Annotated in this window: 11 protein-coding genes; 5 read left to right on the top strand and 6 right to left on the bottom strand. The window is 59.3% G+C overall.

What is annotated here, in order from left to right:
* Positions 1-314: 314 nt before the first annotated feature.
* A complete protein-coding gene (locus tag K227x_RS23995; protein ID WP_145178384.1) occupies positions 315-1,640 on the bottom strand; it encodes a serine/threonine-protein kinase in 1,326 nt (441 codons plus the stop codon).
* A gap of 169 nt (positions 1,641-1,809) precedes the next feature.
* Entirely contained in the window at positions 1,810-4,941 is a 3,132-nt protein-coding gene (locus tag K227x_RS24000; protein WP_145173891.1) for a hypothetical protein, read from the bottom strand.
* 522 nt (positions 4,942-5,463) lie between these two features.
* Between K227x_RS24000 and pilM the strand changes: the two genes are divergently transcribed.
* From pilM to K227x_RS24015, 3 genes are all read left to right on the top strand, one after another.
* Positions 5,464-7,725 carry a type IV pilus assembly protein PilM gene (gene pilM / locus K227x_RS24005; RefSeq protein ID WP_145173894.1) on the top strand — a complete coding sequence of 754 codons (2,262 nt, stop codon included), beginning with the start codon at positions 5,464-5,466 and terminating at the stop codon, positions 7,723-7,725.
* A 108-nt stretch (positions 7,726-7,833) separates the two neighbouring features.
* Positions 7,834-9,627, top strand: coding sequence for a hypothetical protein (locus K227x_RS24010; protein WP_145173897.1), 1,794 nt, complete (start codon positions 7,834-7,836; stop codon positions 9,625-9,627).
* A gap of 170 nt (positions 9,628-9,797) precedes the next feature.
* Entirely contained in the window at positions 9,798-11,819 is a 2,022-nt protein-coding gene (locus K227x_RS24015; protein WP_145173900.1) for a hypothetical protein, read from the top strand.
* A 67-nt stretch (positions 11,820-11,886) separates the two neighbouring features.
* On the opposite strand, the gene K227x_RS24020 is transcribed toward K227x_RS24015, so the two are convergent.
* Entirely contained in the window at positions 11,887-13,248 is a 1,362-nt protein-coding gene (locus tag K227x_RS24020; RefSeq protein WP_145173903.1) for an ATP-grasp domain-containing protein, read from the bottom strand.
* Positions 13,249-13,451: 203 nt separating this feature from the next.
* Between K227x_RS24020 and fae the strand changes: the two genes are divergently transcribed.
* Both fae and K227x_RS24030 read left to right on the top strand, forming a co-directional pair.
* Complete coding sequence (fae, locus tag K227x_RS24025; protein ID WP_145173906.1) at positions 13,452-13,949, top strand: formaldehyde-activating enzyme; 498 nt, start codon at positions 13,452-13,454, stop codon at positions 13,947-13,949.
* 125 nt (positions 13,950-14,074) lie between these two features.
* A complete protein-coding gene (locus tag K227x_RS24030; RefSeq protein WP_145173908.1) occupies positions 14,075-14,953 on the top strand; it encodes an NAD(P)-dependent methylenetetrahydromethanopterin dehydrogenase in 879 nt (292 codons plus the stop codon).
* 138 nt (positions 14,954-15,091) lie between these two features.
* Here K227x_RS24030 and K227x_RS24035 read toward each other — a convergent pair whose 3' ends face one another.
* The 3 genes from K227x_RS24035 to rlmN all read right to left on the bottom strand — a co-directional run bounded on the left by K227x_RS24035 (position 15,092) and on the right by rlmN (position 19,148).
* Complete coding sequence (locus K227x_RS24035; RefSeq protein ID WP_145178386.1) at positions 15,092-17,149, bottom strand: carboxy terminal-processing peptidase; 2,058 nt, start codon at positions 17,147-17,149, stop codon at positions 15,092-15,094.
* A 415-nt stretch (positions 17,150-17,564) separates the two neighbouring features.
* On the bottom strand, positions 17,565-17,981 hold the full coding sequence (locus tag K227x_RS24040; protein ID WP_145173911.1) for an OsmC family protein: 417 nt from the start codon (positions 17,979-17,981) through the stop codon (positions 17,565-17,567).
* Positions 17,982-18,023: 42 nt separating this feature from the next.
* The gene (gene rlmN, locus K227x_RS24045; RefSeq protein ID WP_145173914.1) at positions 18,024-19,148 is read right to left on the bottom strand and encodes a 23S rRNA (adenine(2503)-C(2))-methyltransferase RlmN; all 1,125 of its coding nucleotides are present in this window, start codon (positions 19,146-19,148) and stop codon (positions 18,024-18,026) included.
* Between the last annotated feature and the right edge of the window lie 35 nt (positions 19,149-19,183).

Genomic DNA, 19,183 nt, shown 5'->3' on the forward strand with positions numbered 1-19,183 from the left:
GCGTTGGCGGTGGATGGACGCACGGGGCGATGCCCACGCGGTTAAACGATCGGGTGGGGGTGGGTCGGTTTTGGTCGTTTAGCCGCGTGCGGGGTGGGCCGCGCGTTGGCGGCGGATGGACGCACGGGGCGATGCCCCCGCGGTTAAACGATCGGGTGCGGGCGGGTGGGGGATGGGTCGGTTTTGGTCGTTTAGCCGCGTGCGGGGCGGGCCGCGCGTGGGGGTGGATGGACGCGTGGGGCGATGCCCACGCGGTTAAACGATGGGCGTGCGGGCGGGTGGGGTTAACGTACGGGTGGGCCCGGTGCCGGGCGTTACAGTCGGCCGTGCAGGACGAACCCGATGATTGCTCCGACCAGCAGACTGATCGGGACCGCGATCGCCAGCGCGATGGCGATCGGCAGCGCGTGACTGCGGCGGCGGACGGGGACGGCATCCAATTCGAACCCGACCGGGATCGACCCCAGCGATGCATCACTGTGCTGCGAACCTTCCAGTTCTAGCGTCGCCGCTCCACTGCCGGACAGTTGCGGATGGTCGGGCAGTTCGCGAATCTGGGACGGTTCGTGTGGCGGTGGCGGCGGAGTCCATTGTCGATGATCGGCACCTGAATCCGCCTGCTCGGGCGTCAACGCCGATGCCGCACTGGCCCAGGGCTCCAGACGCTCGGCCACTTCGGCGGCCGATTGGATTCGGCGAGCCGGATCCTTCTCCATCATGTCCGCGATCACGTCGACAAAGTCCTCGGACAAGTCGGGCGTCAGATTTCGCGGGTGCCAGGGAGTTTCTTCGCAGTGGCGGCGACACTTGCTGCGCGAGTCCCCGCCGGGAAACGGCACCTTGCCGGTGACCGTGTAATACAGAGTGCAACCGAGTGCGTAGATATCCGATAGCGGGCCGACGGTCAGCGGTTCGCGAATCTGTTCGGGCGATAGGTAGTCGGCGGTCCCCACGATCTTGCCCGCCCGCGGATCATCTTCTAGCCCCATGCTCCAGGCCGCCAAACCGATATCCGAAAGCTTGGCGTGACCATCGGGCGTGACCAAGATATTGCCCGGCTTGATGTCACGGTGAATCAGCCCCAAGTCGTGAGCGTACTGGAGGCCCATGGCGACTTGCGAAATGATCAGCGCTGCTTCGCCCATCGTTAGCGGCCCATTGGTCCGCACCAACCGGCGCAGATCGGTCCCCGGCACGTATTCGGTCACCAGGTAATGCACTTTGCCATCTTGGCCAGCATCGAAGGCGCGGACCACATAGGGGCTGTCCAGACCAGCCTGCAACCGAACCTCGCGTCGAAAACTATCGCGTGATTCGTGAGTCGACTTTTCCCGCGGCAAGACCTTGACCGCGCACTCGCGGCCCATCACTTGGTGCACGGCTTTGAAGACGCGCCCCATGCCGCCCTGGCCGATGAAGTCGGTGATCAGGTACGGCCCCAGGGTCAGCTTCGTGCGACCTTCCCGCAACTGGTTGGCTTGATAACGAGTGATCACGCCACTGTTGACCAGGGCTTCGGCCACCGCCTCGGGCGCTCGCGTCCCAGCGATATCGACAGCCTTGGCAAACCGCGATGCACTGACCAACCCGCTTCGGATGGCAGCCTCTTCGAAGGTCGGCGGAGTGGGCGAAGCGTTGATGTCGGCCTCTTTTGAAAACAACAGGGAAAGATACGGGCCAGCCCCGGACTGGGCGGAATGCAAGTGTCCGACACTTTTCTTCTCGCACGATCCCCCCCGCGACGAATCGCACCCGCAGGCGGGATCCACAGGGCTGGACCACCCGGTGGTCAGCGGTCGTCAGCGGTCGTCAATCCTGAAACACCACCAACACGTCCGCCACGCCATGACTTGCCATCGGCAATGTCACTTGGTCCCCATTTGTTTTTAGCGAATCGGCGTCGCCGTCACCATCGCTAGGCGACGAAACGACACGCGCAGATTCAACATCCCGAAAGAACCGCAGCTTTGCCTTGCACGACTTGGGACGCGTCTGGATCACGCGCACCATCGCCGCCAACTTGCCGTCGGATTGGCGGAACACATCCAACGATCCAAGCAGCAAGTCTTTGGGGGACACGTGAACAATCCAGCCGATGTCAGCCACCTTATCGCCGGCGTCCACCCCCACCTCGACCGGCGGTGCGATCATCGACTTTGAAACGGCAACCGGATTGGTGACGTCAAACCCGTAGTCCAGTGCGAACGAATGGTTCGATTCGCCCGACACCGAGATCAACGTGTCAAAGAATCGCTCGTCCACGCGGCGGTGAAACGCGTGTCCACGAGCCCCGATCATCGTTTGCCGATCCGCCTCGTCGATCAACAACCCCAACGGCGACACCAATCGCCGGCCGCTGGCACGGTGCACTTTATCACGCAACATCACACGACAGATCGATGCGTCGGAGGAAACCGCGACGCGCACGGCGACGTAGCTGCGCCACGGATCGTCCGACCATGTGACCTTGGGATCCACTTCACCGCGGACCTGGATCACTCGGCTGCCACGCAGCAATGTGTATTCAAGCCGGAACGTCGACACCGTTTGGCCCGCTGCGTCGACGATCGAACCGGACGCTTCGATCACGCCCTTGGCCATATCGGAATCGACCACGCGCAGCCGATCGCATCGCATCGTCGGCTGGACATCGGCGGCCGACTGTTCGCCTTGGGCCACCTCTGCTTGATCCGACGTCACTCCTACTGCGGCCAAACGCAGCGAGAATCGGTTGCCGCGAGCGGCGCCGCTGTAGACGCCTGAAATCCCACCGGAATCGGGATGGATGGTGGCTTCCAGGAATTCGTTTTGCAGTCGCCCACCGTCTGCAATCGAGGTGGGGTTACCCAGCCATTTGTTGCGCAGCCAGGAACGAGCCGTCGCCTTGCCGGAAAAGTTCCCCGGTCGCAGCAGCGCAAATCCGCAGGCCGGAACGTCAGCGGTCACCGCGGTACCACCGGAAACGGTGGATGCAGCAAAGACGTGGGGCGCCGACCTGATGGGCGTCTTCATCAAAACCTGACCACGCAGCCCAATCGAATGAGCGTTGATCAGCAAACGAGCCGGCCCCGCATCGGCGGGCACCGCACCGACGGCCCCTGCAAACGCCGTGGAGGCATCGTCGCCGGATGAATCTTTCCCTGCGGCAACCGCGTCCCGGGTGATGGGGTCCCGGGCGATGGGGTCCCGGGTGATGGGGTCCCGGGCGATGGGGTCCTGGGCGATGGGTTTGCCCGTCACCAAGGTCGTCATCGCTGCGATCGTCGCGTCACGTTCGGACGTGATCCCGCCACAGAACGTCGCCGAAATCCCCGAAATCGGATCGGGCAATTTCGCATCCACTCGATTGTCCAACAGGTTTGCCGAGTCGGCGGACGTGGCCGTGACACTGCCGTGATGATAGGGATGTTCGCCATCGATAAAGTATCGATCCAGTCGCCAGAACCGGCCCAACGAAACACTCCACGAACCGATCCGTCGCAGGTCATGAAAACTATCGCACCCCTGACCGGGCCAGTGCACCAGCAGGGCAGTCGCGATTTCGCCGCTGTCGATGGCTTCGCCCATCCTGGCCCCCAGCCCCAAGAACGATGCGTCGCTGGCCGCGTCGATGGGCTTGGCCGTCAAGGCTTCGATTTCAACGCCGCCGGTTTGCAAGATCACCTTGGCTTCCTCGCCATGCCCCGTACCGCCGGCAAAGTCGATGGGGATGATTCCGCGGTAGCCGAGACCGGCGATGGTGGCGGTCATGTCGGATGGGGTCGCACCGGCCAACCGACCATAGACAGGCGGCGCCGCACCGACCGCCTCGGTCGCTTGGGCAAACGCGGACTTCACCGCGTCCTGGGCTTGGACCAAGGTCATCGTATCCAGATGCAAATCCGATGGCGGGCCACCCGCGGCCCAACCGATCTGGCCAGCGGCCAATTGGCGTCGAAATTCGGATGCCGATTCCGCCAAGCTCGGATCGGTCCCGGCATCCCGCGCACGCCGGGCCAGCGCATCGAGGGCTTCGGCATCGGCCAACAGGTTCGATGGCGTGGACAGAACCCGACCTTCGTCCGACCCGGTATCGCCAGGCTTCGCAGCAGCATACTGGTCGCCGTGCTGGGACCAATGATCCAGGAACGTGGTCAGCGTCGATTCGGTGACCAGCGTCAGATCGACCAGGTGCGGATCCGAGGTGAAATAGTGGTCGCGTTCTTCGGCCAACAGGTCGAACACTTCGTGCATCGCCTCGATCGCCGCTTCTGCCCGTCCGTCGACGAACGCTTTGGCCGCGTTGATCAAACAGGTCTGCAGGTGAATTTCGTCCAGGTTGCTGGTGTAGCGAAGCCGCCGCGTCATGACCTGGATCTGCAGCGACGCATAGCCCGCTGCGTAGAAATCCTGGACACCGATCTGGCGGATCTGGGCGGGCTGGTTCTGGGTGGGCTGGCTACTGGCCGTCGAGATGGCGGGGGCCGGATTGTCGGCCTCGCCCGCGGCGGCCGAGGCTGAATCCGATGGCGAATCGTTCGATTGGCCCGCATCGCCGCCGCTCAGGCCGCTGGAGATCGGCGTTGGCTGAGCGTCGTCGAACAGATCGGGGCAGGGCTGCAGCCCCATCGCCGCGACCATCTCGGTTCGATCACGCCCGGTGATCCACTGGCAATCCGGATCAGCGATCGCCCGCTGGCGGTATTCGTCCGGGACTTTCGGCCCACTGGGTTCTGGCACCACGATCATTCGGCGTCCGATCGGGTCGGGCGGCGAATCGGCTCGGTACCATGCCGGCGTCTGCTCGGTTTGGGCCAACAAGCGGGGGTGCCAGAGCACCGTCCAAGCGGCCAGCAGGCTGCGAGCGTCATCGTCAGAGAGTTTGACCGGAAAGTCCTCCAGCGTCGAAGCCGGAATCAGCAGGCAGCACTCATCGAAGGATGGATCGTCAACAACAGGCATGGCAAAGGAAATGTTTGACTTAGGGATGCGGAGATCAGTAAACTAGATTGTGACTAGTAAATGACGTCATCGTGCTGAAAATCGTGAACTTCGCGAGCGTTGGCACGCCGCCCCACCCGGGCTACTTTTCAGACTTATCCAATCGCCCTTCGGGGTCTTTCGCCAGCCGATCGAAATACTCGTTTTCGCTTTGTCCGGCATAGTCGGTCAGCCGATCGTCAAGAATCTGTCACGAAATCGATCAGAAAGCACTTTCGCCACCAATTCGCTGTAAACTGAACGTTGCGGAAAATTCCGATTTTCGCCGTCTCAGCGACGTTTGCAGCCATTTGGTCGACGCAAACGCTAGCGGATTGTAACGGCACCCGCTGACTTGGTCCCCCGGTACGGGCCGGGGATCGGGGAATTTTCGCAACCACATTCACGCACAACATTGATCCTACTTCCGCCGGCATCCGAGTCGATGACCATTCGATTCGGGGCTCCGGCGACCGCGGCTACGACGCAAGGCAAACAGCACCAATGGCAAAAAAAAGTTCCAGCGTTTGGGGAATCGAGATCGGACAAACGGCGCTCAAAGCGCTTCGTTGTTCGTTGGTCGATGGCGAACCGGTTGCCGATGCGTTTGATTTTATCGAATACCCAAAGATTCTTAGCCAGCCCGAAGCGGTCGCTGAGGAACTGATTGCCGATGCGCTGGCGCAGTTGCTCGAACGCAACGACGCGATCAACGAAAAGGTTTGCATCAGCGTGCCCGGCCAAAGCGGTCTGGCCAAATTCTTCAAGCCGCCGCCGGTCGAAGTCAAAAAGATCGCCGACATCGTCCGCTACGAGGCTCGTCAACAGATCCCGTTCGATCTGGCGGACGTCGTCTGGGATTTCCAGATGATGCCCGGCAGCATGGTCGAAGAAGGCTATGCGCTCGAAAGCGAAGTCGGTTTGTTCGCGATGAAGCGGGAACAGGCGTATCGTCAGATGGCGCCGTTCGAAGCCGTCAACATCGAAGTCGACCATGTCCAACTGGCACCGCTGGCGCTCTACAACATGCTGGCCTTTGACCGCATGCACGAACGCGTCGATTCGGGAATGTTCGATGCGGACGATCCACCGCCGTCCACCGTTCTGCTGTCGATCGGGACAGATTCCAGCGATTTGATCGTCACCAACGGGTTCCGAATTTGGCAGCGCAGCATGCCGATCGGCGGGAACCACTTTACCCGCCAATTGACCAAAGACCTGAAGATGACTTTCGCCAAGGCGGAACATCTGAAGCGGAACGCTCGCGAGGCCGTGGACCCCAAACTGGTGTTCCAAACCATGCGGCCGGTCTTCAATGACTTGGTCACCGAGGTGCAGCGATCGATCGGTTTCTTCCGCAGCATCGACAAGAAGGCGGAAATCGCCGAGCTGATCATCACGGGCAACACGGTCAAAATGCCAGGTTTGGCGGCCTATTTGGGCAAAAACCTAGGCTTCGACGTGCACGTGCTGGATCGTTTCAATCGCCTGGCCGGTGAAGACGTTCTGTCGATCCCGACGTTCCGCGACAACATTCCAACGTTTGCGGTCTGTTACGGCCTTTGCCTGCAGGGGCTGGGCGTATCGCAGGTCCACGCATCGCTGGTCCCTCGCGAAATCCTGACCCAGCGGATGATCCGGGCCAAGAAGCCTTGGACGGTTGCTGGATTGGCCGCGTTGATGGTGGGGATGTCGGCTCACTACGCGCTGACCGAACGGTCTTGGGCGACAACTCACGAAGATCTGTGGAAGGCCCCTCAGGCCGAAGTCACGCGGATGAAACAGTATTCCGATACCCACGTCGGCACCGACGGCGACTTGAACGGCAAACTGACCTATCTGAACGAACTGGGGAAAGAGGTTTCCGGGAACAGCGAAGGCCGTGTGAAGTGGCTGGAAATCCTGAAGGTCATCAACGACGCGATCCCGCGAGTCGATTTTCCCGATGGCAAGGTGCTGGGGCCCAAAGAACTGCCGTACCTGGACCGAAAAGACATCCACGTCAAACAGTTCGAAACCAAGTATTACGAAGACCTTTCCGACTGGTACACGGAAAAACTGGCGCGTCGCTATCGTGACGAAATTCGCAGTTGGGCTCGGATCACCGGCAACCCGGTTCCGGGTTCCGTCAGCGAAGGCGATGACACGGGATCAGGCGGCGCTCCGGCAGCCGTGGCTTCGGCTAGTCCATTGGCCGCGGGCGATACCGGCGAAGGCCCCACCGGCCCGGGCTGGGTGATCCAATTGAATTGCTACCACTATTACAACAGCCCCGACCGGATCGGTTTCGAAGGCAGTAACCACGTCCGCAACCTGATGACCACGGCGTTCCTGAAGAACACGGTCAAGCTGCCGATCGGCTTGGATGCCCAGGGCGAACAGCAATACATGGAGTTCACGCTGCCCGAAATGGGCATCACCTATCCGCTGCTGTTGGACGACAACAAAGACCAACCGATTACGATCAACAATCCAGACTTTGATCCCGAAGCGATCATGGCGGCCAACATGGCGGCTCGCAACGGGACCGGCCCGGCGATCGATCCCAAGGCCCCGATGGAACCGCCAACCTTGACGGTCCGCCGATTGGATTTCATCTACCAACTGTGCTGGCAAGAAAACGTTCTATCGGAACGGGTCGAAGCACGGCGTTTGAAAGAAGCAGAAGAAGCGGCGGCTGCCGAAGCAGCCGGCGAAAACATCGAAGGTGAGAACGGATCTGGCGAAGATCCCGCCGCCGGAGACTCGGTCGCTGCCCTGCCGTAACCGCAGCAGTGAAAATTTCACCGGCCAAGCAATCGCCGGTGGATCCACAACCTCGACTCATTGTGTTCCCGTCGCTCGCCCCTCCACTTATCTCAGCTGTTTCCAGTCATGGACCAAATCAAAGAAAAACTAGCCGTCGCACTGAAGTACGGCTTCTGGATCGGTTCGGCCGTCGTGTTCGTCGGTTCGCTGGGCGTCTGGTTCTGGTCGACGACCAAATTGGCGGATGAATCAGCCAGCCAGACGCAAAAGATCAAGTCCGCGATTCAGACCGTCAGCGGCGTCGAAATGGAGTTGCCCGAGCACCCCAACGATCTGTCGCACGAGAAGATGAACGAACTGATCGCGATTCGACAGGATGAAGTGCTGAAGTCATGGAAAACACTGTTCGACCGGCAACGGAACATCCTGACCTGGCCAGTCGACAAACTAAAGGAAGACTTCGTCAAGGAATATCGCGACAAGCTGCCGATCGAAGTCTTTGTCGAGTCGCCGACCCCGGAAGAAGACGAACTGGAAACGACCCTGTTGGTTCGCTACCAGCGTTACATCAAGAACGCTTTGCCCGACATCGCCAAGATGGCCAAAACCGAATGGGAGGCCGAGTTTGAATCGGTCGGCTCGGAGATGGGAATGAGCGGCATGGGTGGTGGTATGGGCGGCATGGACATGGGGATGGGCATGGGCGGCTATGGCCAGGCCGGCCCCCGCGTCAGTATCACCGGTGCGACCGAGGGGCCGCTGGTGAAATGGTCCTCGTCCAGCCAGTCCGCTTTGCTTTCGGACCTGTTCCCTTGGCGTGGTTCGGTGCCGTCGACGCTAGAGGTCTACTATTCGCAAGAAAACCTGTGGGTTTTGACCCAGTTGATGCAGATCATTGCCGAAGTCAACGGCGATGCTCGCCAACCCTATCAAGCCAAAATTCACGAGATCAATACGATCGCGATCGGCAGCTCGGTCAAGAACGGATCCGGCACGATCTCACTTCCCGGTGCGAACGCCACCGGTGGAATGGGCGGCATGGGAGGCATGGATGGCATGGACATGATGGGAATGGACATGGGAATGGATTCCGGCATGGACATGGGGATGGACTCCGGCATGGACATGGGAATGGGCGGCGGTGGCTTGGGCTTTGAAGCCCCCGACCCAGCAGAAAATCGCTACGTCAACGAAGCGATGGAACCGATCGCTGCGGCCGATCTACGAGCCGCACTCAATAGCAATCTGCCCAGCGATGTGTCGCTTGCCGTTGCCAAACGAGTCCCTGTGATGATGTCGGTCAAAATGGACCAACGATTCGTCCCCGAATTGCTGGCTGCCTGCGGCAGTGCACCACTGATGGTCCAAGTCACCCAGGTTCGCGTGCTGCCCCCCGGCACCAGCGCCTCGGCCGGGATGGACATGGGGATGGGAATGGGTGACGAGATGAGCGGAGGAATGGGCGGCGGAATGGACATGGGAATGGGTGGCGGTATGTCACAACCCAACGTGACCAAAGAACCCGTCAAGGAGTTCCCCCTGGACATGGCCGTCGAGATTTATGGTGTGATCAATATCTACAATCCACCGGACCCCGACAAATTGGCGTTGGACCAAGTCACCAAGGAAAACGTGGACGAGTTGATCGAAGATCCGAAACCGTCGGCGTCCACCAACGATGAACTGCCGGTTCCACAAGCGAACCCAGCTGGCGAACCACCAGCCGCAACCGACCCGAATGCGGATCCAGCAGCGACGCCACCGGCGGCAACAGACCCGGCTACCCCACCGGCTACCACACCGGCTACCACACCGGCCCCAACAGACCCGGCTACCACACCGGCGCCCTCAGACCCGGCCGCGGCCGACCCGGCGGCAGCCCCCGCCACACCAGACCCCGCGGCAGCGCCGGCTCCGTAACCTGATCGGCCTCGTCGACGAGACGGGCCAAGACACCGACGACCTGCCGCCATCACCGCGGCAGGTCCCTGGCAAATCGTTTCGCATCGGCGAAAGAATCGCCACGCAAAGCTACCAATTCCAACACGCCCCACATCGTCACCGCTTTTCCCAACCAGAGGCTGTCAGTCATGGACACCGACAAAATCAAACAGTTCTTTTTGTTGCACTTCGAGAAGATGCTTCTGGGTGTGCTGATTCTGGGATCGGGATTCTTGATCTACACCGGGATGCAGCTGCCGGATTTTTTGAAGGAGCATCAACCCGACAAACTGACGACCCAGGCATCGCGGGTGAAGCTTGCGATCGATGACGATCACACCGAAGCGATCATCGATGGGCAAGAGCGAAAGCCAACCTTCGACATCCTGGCGGAAACCGAAAAGCTATACACCCCCGTCAATGCCAAGCCCTACAAACTTGGACATACCTGGGAAGCCATCAACGAACAATCGATCGTTCGACGCCAAGACCCTGCGTTGCTGCCACCGTTGGAATTGATGACTCAGGGCGTGCTGACAACCATCGCCATCAAAGGCTCCAAATTGTCCGCCGATGACTACCCCATCGCTTCGCTGGAACCAGCCGACGAACTGGAGAAAGTCGAAAAGCCCAAACCTCGTGCCCGTCGCAGCCGCAACCGTGGCATGGACATGGGGATGGATATGGGAATGGACATGGGCATGGAAGAGATGTACGGCGGCATGGACATGGGGATGGATATGGGCATGGACATGGGGATGTCAGGATCCACCGGACCGGTTCGCAAACTCAGCAACGATTTTGACTTCGGCGTACGCCCGGTCGCCGACTCGGACAAACGCAATCCCAAGCCAGCAGTCGGCTGGTTCATTGCCGGCGTGGCTCTGCTGCCACACCGCGAAATCTACGAAGCCTATGAACTGGCTTTGAAGGACGCCGACGCCTATGACCCTCGCCGCGACACGCCGCTGTACTTCAATTTCGAAGTCGAACGCGCCGATGTGACGAACAAGCCGGTCGACACCTTGGTCGAAGCCGATTGGACCAAAGTATGGCACCTGAAAAAATACGCTCAGTTGGCCGATGGCTACTGGGCCGGATTCGCACCTGAAATCGTGCACCAAGATTATCGCGAAGACCAACTGACCGTCTGGATCCCGCCCGTCTTGGTCGATGACTACCGCCCCTTTTCGCTGCACCCCAAGATTCCAGTGCTATCGCAAGTGGAATTGGACAAACTGAAAGCCGAGCAACGTCAGATCGAAGCGGACGCCGAACAAAAGATATTCGATTTCCAAGACAACGATGATGTCGAACTCGCGGTCCCGGGTGCCGGGCGTGGCGCCGGCGGCATGGACATGGGAATGAGCGGCATGGATAGCGGCATGGACATGATGGACATGATGGCTGGCGGCGGCATGATGATGATGGGCCGCGGCAAGGTCGAAGCCAATCCGGTCGAGTACAAGTTGATGCGGTTCTATGACTTTGCTGGTGATCGTCTATTCCGAAACGCGCCCGTCTTCGGACGCACCTATGTCTATCGGTTGCGATATGCGGTGATCGATCCGAACTTCCCCGCTAGCCAGATCATGCAGCCGAAGACCAGTTCCCTTGGCCCCGATGTGGCTAAGCGAGTGCTGGACAAGATGAGCGATGCGTTGGCCAACAACAAACGCGACTTCCAACGTTGGAGCGAGTGGAGTGCGCCTTCGCCGCCCGCCACGCTGCCAACCATGGAACAGTACTACGTCGGCCCCGTTCAGCCCGGTTCGGTTTCTAAATGGACCGTCAACGGTCGACCAGTCGACTACCAACGCGATACTCCGACCGCCAAGATGGTCGTTTCGCAAATGGTTCCCGAATACGGCGTCAAAGTGCCGATGCAAGTCGAGATCACCGAAGGCAGCGTGCTGAGCCGTAAAGCGGAATCCGCCGATGTCGTGGATCCGATCACGTTAGAGGTCAAAAAGTTGCCCGAGCCGGAATTCAACAGCTCGACCACCGTTGTCGATCTGGACGGTGGCCGCGAATTGACCATCACCGATGATCTAACCGAACCGGGATTGTTCTTGCTGTTTGATCAGTCAGGCCGATTGACACTTAGCGATGACATCGATGACCAAGAGTTCTATCGGATTCAAACCTACGCCGAAGAACGCGGGGAGTAACACGCGTCTGAATTGAATTCGTAGGTGACCACGGGACCGTGCCCCATCGAGATTCGATACGGTCCTGTTAGGCAGGGGTTGGCTTGCAATCGCTGCCCGTGGATCTTCGCACGGCGGCGAAGGTCCGGTCGAATGTCCGGCACGGTTCCTCGCCCACTGTTGGGCGGACCGCCATGTCACTGCTGCCATGGCGAAACCCGCCATGCCAAATCAACGTGCACACCGGCATTCCTTTGGCGATGACCGATCCGTCCGGTGGGACGTCCGCGATCCGTGTGTGAGGATCCAGCAACCGATGGACCCGATCGCGGCGAAAGCGAAAGGTTGCCCTGGCGAACACGACTCGCTTGATACCGAAGCCATGCCCTGGCAATTCGGTCGACGATGGCCAGTCATCCCCCGACAGGCTGGCGATCAGCAATGACGGGCAACGCGTCGGGGATGCTTGATTGGCCAGGCTTCCACCAACCGATCGCAGATTGCCGAATCCAGAATCAGCTTCGTCCTGGCTGTGATTTCCCTGGCTGCGATCGACATGCTGGATCGACGGATGTTCAATCAGTTCACTGGAACCACTCCATCGCGGATTCGCTTCCAACAACCAAGTTCTGCCCTGGCGGTCGAGGACAAAATCCAGATTGCAAAGCCCCACCAATCCGGTCGCGTCCGCAATCCGGTTCCCCATCTGGACCAAGCGATCAGCGATCCAGCTGGGGCAGGGAAACGGCCCCGCAGACCCGGCGTAGACGAAGGGATACCGAAGCCCGCCGATGACCATGCTTTGGTGGAAAGAACGGCAAACGCCCAACAGTTTCGCTCCGCGGCTGCCTAGCATGAAGGTCGCGCCCATCGACCGGCCCGGAATCCATCGTTGGACGCTCGGCGATTGCAAAAGCCCAGGTGCGGTGGCATCCGGATCCGTTGGTCCGAACCAACGAACACCTAGCCCACCGGAACTATCCTGCGACTTCGTCAGCCATCGTCCACCGGCATCCGCAACCCGCGGATCGCCCACATCGACGGTTTCCGGGTAGTGCAGACCGGCCGATTCCGCCCACCGCTTCAGATTCGCCGGGGCTGCCACCATCGCCTGGCGGGTCAACGATGGTCGCAGCCGATCCGCAGCCCCCCCCAGTCGCTCGGCAATCCGGCTGACGCCTCCGACTTGGACGATCGGCTGGTTCGAATCCTGTTCCGACATCCAGGCCTGGATCGCATCCCGGTCATTCAGATCGGTGAAATGGCTGCAGGCTTGGCGGGTATCCTGGTCGCCAAAAAGGTCCATTCCGTGGACCAGATACCCGGCTCGCTGAGCCGACTGGGCGGCTGCCCGAATCGACGCCCCGACCATCACAATCGTCTGTTTGCGGGGTTTAACGGCCTGATTGGGCTGTGGATCTGGACGTTTCGAGGGCTCGGGTGGTTGCATCGGCAGTGGGGTCTGTTACTTTTTCGTTACGCTCCGCGTGCGGAATTTCCTGCTGTCCAGGCAATCCCGGGCGGACGCATAGTCTACTGTCCCCGATTCGAACCCGCCCGGCGGTCTGCGTCGTATCTTCGCCCGCTTTGCCGTGTCGAATCGTGGCCAAACTTTTTGTTGTCCCCCTAGCACTTAAATAGGCAGTCTCTGCAATGCAGTTCAATGTTGGTGAAGCACTTGTTGGCGATGGTAATGAAGTCGCCCACATCGACCTGATGATCGGTAGCAAGAACGGACCAGTCGGTACCGCGTTCGCAAACGCATTGGCTACGCAAAGCGAAGGCCACACAAACCTGATGGCCGTTTTGGCTCCTAACGTCGCCGTTAAACCTTCGACCGTCATGGTGACCAAGGTCACGATGAAGGGCATGAAGCAAGTCGTGCAAATGTTCGGCCCTGCACAAGCAGCGGTTGCCAAGGCGGTTGCCGACTGCGTCGCCGAAGGAATCATTCCAAAGGATCAAGCCGAAGACTTGGTTTGCGTCTGTGGCGTGTTCATTCACCCAGCCGCCGAAGACGACGAAAAGATCTATCAGTACAACTACGAAGCCGTCAAGCAATCGCTCGTCAACGCAATGGGCAACAAGCCAAGCGCTGACGAAATGATCGCTCAAAAGGATTCAGCTGCTCACCCATTCAAGGGATTCTAAGCAGCGGCGCAGTCGCCAACGATCCAACGAAAGCTTTTCGGCGATAATGCCGGAAAGCTTTTTTTATGCATCCACCTTTCCCGTTCCAGGCATCCCGCAACGGGTCGCCCTAGTTGACTGGCATCATGACCAAGAAAATCCTGATTCAATTCGACATCGATTCCCAACCCAGTTCGTTTGACTCGGTCGTGGCGATTGATGCCGGCGTCGATCACTTGTTGCGTTACGAAGGCATCCAGGTAACGAACGTCACACCGCTGGTGCATGGCGCCATGTTCACCCGTGGTGGCGATGACCTGAAGAACACAGCGATCTTCATTGGTGGCAGCGATGTGGGCCAAGCCGAAAAACTATTGGAAGCCTGCCAGCAAGCGTTCTTTGGCCCGGTGCGCGTATCGTTGATGTTGGACGCCAATGGCTGCAACACCACCGCGTCGGCAGCAGTCGTCGCCGCAGCCCGCCACGTCAACTTAGACGGCGCCCGTGCGGTCGTCTTAGGTGGCACCGGTCCGGTGGGACGCCGCGTGGCTCAGCTGTTGGCCAGCGATGGTGCGGATGTCGTGCTGACCAGTCGATCACTGGATCGCGCACAGCAGGCCGCCGATCAGGCCGCCACCAACGCGTCGACCGATTCCACCTCGGCAGGCTCTGTCAGCGGTGGGCAAGCCGGGTCCCCAGGACAGACCGCCGAAGTTCTTGACGGCGCAGCGATCGTGATCGCCTGTGGCGCCGCCGGTGTGGAACTGGTCGATGCCGCGACCATCCAATCGCTCGCCACGTTGAAAGTCGCGATCGACCTGAACGCGGTTCCGCCGGCGGGAATCGAAGGGATCGCGATCACCGACAAAGCCAAAGAATTTGGTCACGGCGTGGGGTACGGCGCGATCGGCGTGGGCGGTCTGAAGATGAAGACTCACCGCGCTGCGATCGAGTCGCTGTTTACCAGCAACGACAAAGTGCTGGACGCCGCTGAAATCTACGCGATCGCAAAGTCGATCGGATGAGCCGATAGTGAGTTCCGCGAAGCAAAAATCGCCCCCACGGATAACCTCAGAAGTCGAAACCGGACGGCTTGCGCCATGTGCCGCTACAAACGAGACGACACTGGGCGCCAGCCGATGGATACCGACGGCCAACCGAAACTAGTTCAGTTGAGCCAGGTTTTGCTTGCGTAGCCCGTCGACATAGTCGTGGGTCACGTTCATGACTTCGCGGTTATAGAAGTTGTCCCGGTAGATCTCTTCGGCACTCAACTGGGTTTCCAGAGTCTCTTCCTCTTCTTCCTTCTGGGAATCCAATTCTTTGCGGCGAGCCATGAACTGTTCTTCGTCCAACGACACCGTGTTCTGTTCCTTCTGAGACACATACAACTCGATGCGACGCAGCAGATCACCGAATTCCTTGTCGGCTGCAATCCGAGTCATCGATCGTTGGCGGAGCGATCCAATCAGATCGGCTGGCTTCATGTTATAGACACTGTGCCGAGCCGCTTTGACGCGATCGTGTTCGAGTGCAAACTTCAGATCGCCTTCGCTAACATCCATTTTGGATGTGATGCTGGGCAGGATCACGTCGGCTAGCACGCCCTTCAATTGGGTGCTTTCGCCATCGGGCAGATAGAACTGTTGCAGCGTAACCTTCAACGCACCGAAATTGGCTCGGTTGTTGCGGAACAATTGTTGTCCCAAATCCATCAGGGTTTGGACGGTTCCCTTGCCGTGGGTGGCGGGGTCACCGATGACGATTCCGCGGCGATAATCCTGGATGGCACCTGCGAAAATTTCGCTGGCACTGGCGCTGAACTTGCTAGTCAGAACGACCAACGGCTTGTCCCACGCGGTTCCCGAATCTTCGTCGGCATACTGTTGGACGCTGCCATCGGAATTTTTGACTTGAACCACGGGGCCGCGATCGATGAACAGTCCGGTCAGATTGATCGCTTCGGTCAAACTGCCGCCACCATTCTTGCTGAGGTCCAACACCACACCGTCGACCTGTTTGGCTTGGAAGTCTTGCAGAATGCGACGAACGTCTCGCGTGCTGCTGCGGAAATCTTGCTTGTCTTGCCGAGCCGATTCCATGTCCAGATAGAAACTGGGCAGATTGATGTAGCCGATTTTCAGCGTTTCGGGGGATCCGTCCATCGTGTGTTCGATGATCTCGCCACGAGCGGCTGATTCTTCGAGTTCGATACGGGCACGCACGATTTTGTATTCTTCGACGTTCCCAACGCCACCGGCTTTGACGCCCAAGCGGACGGTGGTTCCAGCTCGTCCACGAATCAAGTTCACGACGTCCGACAACGGCATTTCGACCACATCGACCGATTCACCCGAATCGTCTTGGCCGACCGTCACGATCACGTCATCGGTAGCCAGCTTGCCGTGTTTGGCAGCGGCACCGCCGGGGATCACGCGAGTCACGGTTGTCTTTCCGTCCTTCTCGCTCAACTGGGCTCCGATTCCGTCCAAGTTCAACCGCATTTGAATCTGGAAATCTTCCAGCGTTTGCGGCGACATGTAAGTCGAATGCGGGTCGTAACCCATCGTTACCGCGGTCAGGAACATTTCCAACAGGTCGTCGCTGTCGGTTTGTTTCCAGCGTCGTGCGTAGCGAGTGTAACGCCGTTTCAGCTGATCGACTGCTTCGGCTTGATCTTTGCCGTCGTCCTTCAGATCCAATAGCGAATACTTGATCTGACGACGCCAGCGATCACGAGCTTCATCTGGATTGCTAGCGTACTTGGCGGACTCGGGATCGATCACGATCGATTCGTCCGCGGTGAAATCGAAGTCACCATCTAGCAGTTCTTGAGCCACGGCGACGCGTTCGTCGACGCGTTGAATGAATCGGCCAAAGATGCTGTACGCCAGCGCCAGATCGCCTTGGCGGACCATGTCGTCGATCGAGGTAGCGTTAAGATCAAATTCACTGATGTCGCTTTGATAGAAATATAGTTTCAGCGGATCCAGCGAATCGGTGAACAGTTTCAGCGCCCGTTGGCTGATCGTATCGTTCAACACCTGAGCCGAAATGTGGTTTTCAGGCATCAGTTTGGCAATCGTCCGTGCCACCACGCTGTCGCGAGCCGATGGGACAGCAAGCGGTGCCGCAGCGGCGGGCTGTGCAGCAACGGCGGGCTGTGCAGAAGCGTCTTGCGGGCTCGAGCAGACCATCACCAATGAAGCGATCAACATCATCGACGACGCCGACCATCGATTGGCCAAAATGCGGCACGGAGACAACGATCGCAATGGATGCAGGAGGGTTTTCGGACGCAGACGACTGTCCATAGCGGATTCCTAGAAGGGTTTAATGCAAGCGGGAGTGCCAGAAGCAGGGCATGCCGGGTCATGATGGACCGCAATCCCACAGATTGGGGATAGTAGGAAAGCAGCGAAAAACGAGCAACTCCGTTTCTCAGCCCAGTTTACCACCATGGGGCAAGCGAAAACGACATCAGTCCGGCGCCGACACCCAAAAAAGCCCGCCCCCAATCACGCCACGCCATTTCCCAAGGCCCGTCGCGAATGCCGCCAAGACTTTCGGCAATTCCCAACCGCCGAAACTCTTGGCGAGTTGGTTGATTGAATCAGCCGAATGGGCGATCGGCGATTACTGGTAGATGAAGTCGATGGGGGCATCGATTTTGGGATGCAGACTCTGATGCACCGGGCATTTCCGTGCGGCCGATTCCAAGCGTGTCCTCATAGCATCATCGATCGCCAGACCGGCGGGCACCGTGACGACCGTTCGCAGCGATCCAATCCGGCGGACCGGGTCAGCGACCATTTCTTTCTCGACATGCACGCTGGTACTGCTTAGATCCAGATCGTGTCGATCGGCCACCAAGCCCAAGATCGTCATCACGCAGGTCCCCAGCGCGGTGGCCACTAAATCGGTGGGCGAAAACGAAGCACCTTTGCCGCCATTGTCCGTCGGTGCGTCGGTTTCCAGGCTGGTCCCGCTGGGGCCATGGGTGGCTTCGCAGTGAAGACCGCCACGGTACAAGATGTCGATTTCAACGGCCATGAAGCTACTTTTATCGGATGGAGGAAATTCAGGACTGACCGATCAGTCGCGTTTGCCAGACTCGTCACGTTGAATGGAACCACGGTTGCGGCGCAGCTGGCCACAGGCGGCATCGATTTCGCCGCCCTTGCGTTGCCGGAACTGCACGTTGACGCCGCCGGTTTCCAGAATCTTTCGAAAGTTATCGATCGCTTTCTTGCTGGGTGTTACGTATGGCAACCCTTCGACGGGGTTGTACGGAATCACGTTCAGCATGGCGGTGCGTTTGCGGAGCAGCCGAGCCAATTGTTTTGCTTCGTCATCGGAATCGTTCACACCGCCAAGCAGCACGTATTCGAAGGTCAGCCGCCGGCCGCAGGAATCGAAGTAACGATCCGCCGCCCCCAGCACCGCATCGACACCGATTTTATGGTTCACCGGCACCAACTTGTTTCGCAGTTCGTCATTGGGTGCATGCAGACTAACGGCCAGATTGTAGGGCACACCGCTGCGTGCCAACCGATCGATGGCCGGTGGCAGGCCGACCGTGCTGATCGTGATCCGACGTGGACTGATCGCCAGCCCGTCGCTGCTGCGAGCAACGTCCAGCGCGCCGAGCACCCGATCCAGGTTCGCAAGCGGTTCGCCCATCCCCATCATCACTATGTGGCTTAGCCGTTCGCCTTCGTCCAACTTGGATTGCAAACGAAGCATCTGTTCCAGAATCTCGCCCGTGGTCAGATTCCGGTCGACGCCATCCAGGCCGCTGGCACAAAACACGCATCCCATCGCGCAACCGACCTGGCTGCTGACACAAATGCTGCGCCGGATACCATCGCGAAGCAGCACGCATTCGACTTCGCCACCATCGGGCAGTCGCACCAACACCTTTTCGGTTCCATCGGATGACGTGACCAGCGTGGCCTCTTCGGTCACCCAGATGCGAAACGATTGTTCCAATTTTTGCCGCAGGGCTTTGGGCAGATCGCTCATTTCGGCGAACTCTTGCACCCGCCGCTGGAACACCCAATGGACGATTTGCTTGGCCCGAAATCCCGGCTGGCCTTGCTCCTTTAGCCACTCCTTTAGCTCGTCAACCGAAGTATCCAGCAGGTGCCGACGGGCATCCGCCGGGGGGCGGGCCGTCGCTGGCTGGGCAGCGTTGGGGTCGATGACTGGCAAATTCACGAGAAACGGTGACCGTGTTGAGTAGGTGGCAAGAA

Source organism: Rubripirellula lacrimiformis, from assembly GCF_007741535.1.
In the GTDB taxonomy this organism is placed as follows: domain Bacteria; phylum Planctomycetota; class Planctomycetia; order Pirellulales; family Pirellulaceae; genus Rubripirellula; species Rubripirellula lacrimiformis.

What these genes read in the sequence shown, in the direction of transcription:
- K227x_RS24015 (WP_145173900.1), top strand. Translation starts at nt 9,798, where the DNA reads ATGGACACCGACAAAATCAAACAGTTCTTTTTGTTGCACTTCGAGAAG.
- K227x_RS24010 (WP_145173897.1), top strand. Translation starts at nt 7,834, where the DNA reads ATGGACCAAATCAAAGAAAAACTAGCCGTCGCACTGAAGTACGGCTTC.
- fae (WP_145173906.1), top strand. Translation starts at nt 13,452, where the DNA reads ATGCAGTTCAATGTTGGTGAAGCACTTGTTGGCGATGGTAATGAAGTC.
- K227x_RS24035 (WP_145178386.1), bottom strand. Translation starts at nt 17,149, where the DNA reads ATGATGTTGATCGCTTCATTGGTGATGGTCTGCTCGAGCCCGCAAGAC.
- pilM (WP_145173894.1), top strand. Translation starts at nt 5,464, where the DNA reads ATGGCAAAAAAAAGTTCCAGCGTTTGGGGAATCGAGATCGGACAAACG.
- K227x_RS24020 (WP_145173903.1), bottom strand. Translation starts at nt 13,248, where the DNA reads ATGCAACCACCCGAGCCCTCGAAACGTCCAGATCCACAGCCCAATCAG.
- K227x_RS24040 (WP_145173911.1), bottom strand. Translation starts at nt 17,981, where the DNA reads ATGGCCGTTGAAATCGACATCTTGTACCGTGGCGGTCTTCACTGCGAA.
- K227x_RS24000 (WP_145173891.1), bottom strand. Translation starts at nt 4,941, where the DNA reads ATGCCTGTTGTTGACGATCCATCCTTCGATGAGTGCTGCCTGCTGATT.
- K227x_RS24030 (WP_145173908.1), top strand. Translation starts at nt 14,075, where the DNA reads ATGACCAAGAAAATCCTGATTCAATTCGACATCGATTCCCAACCCAGT.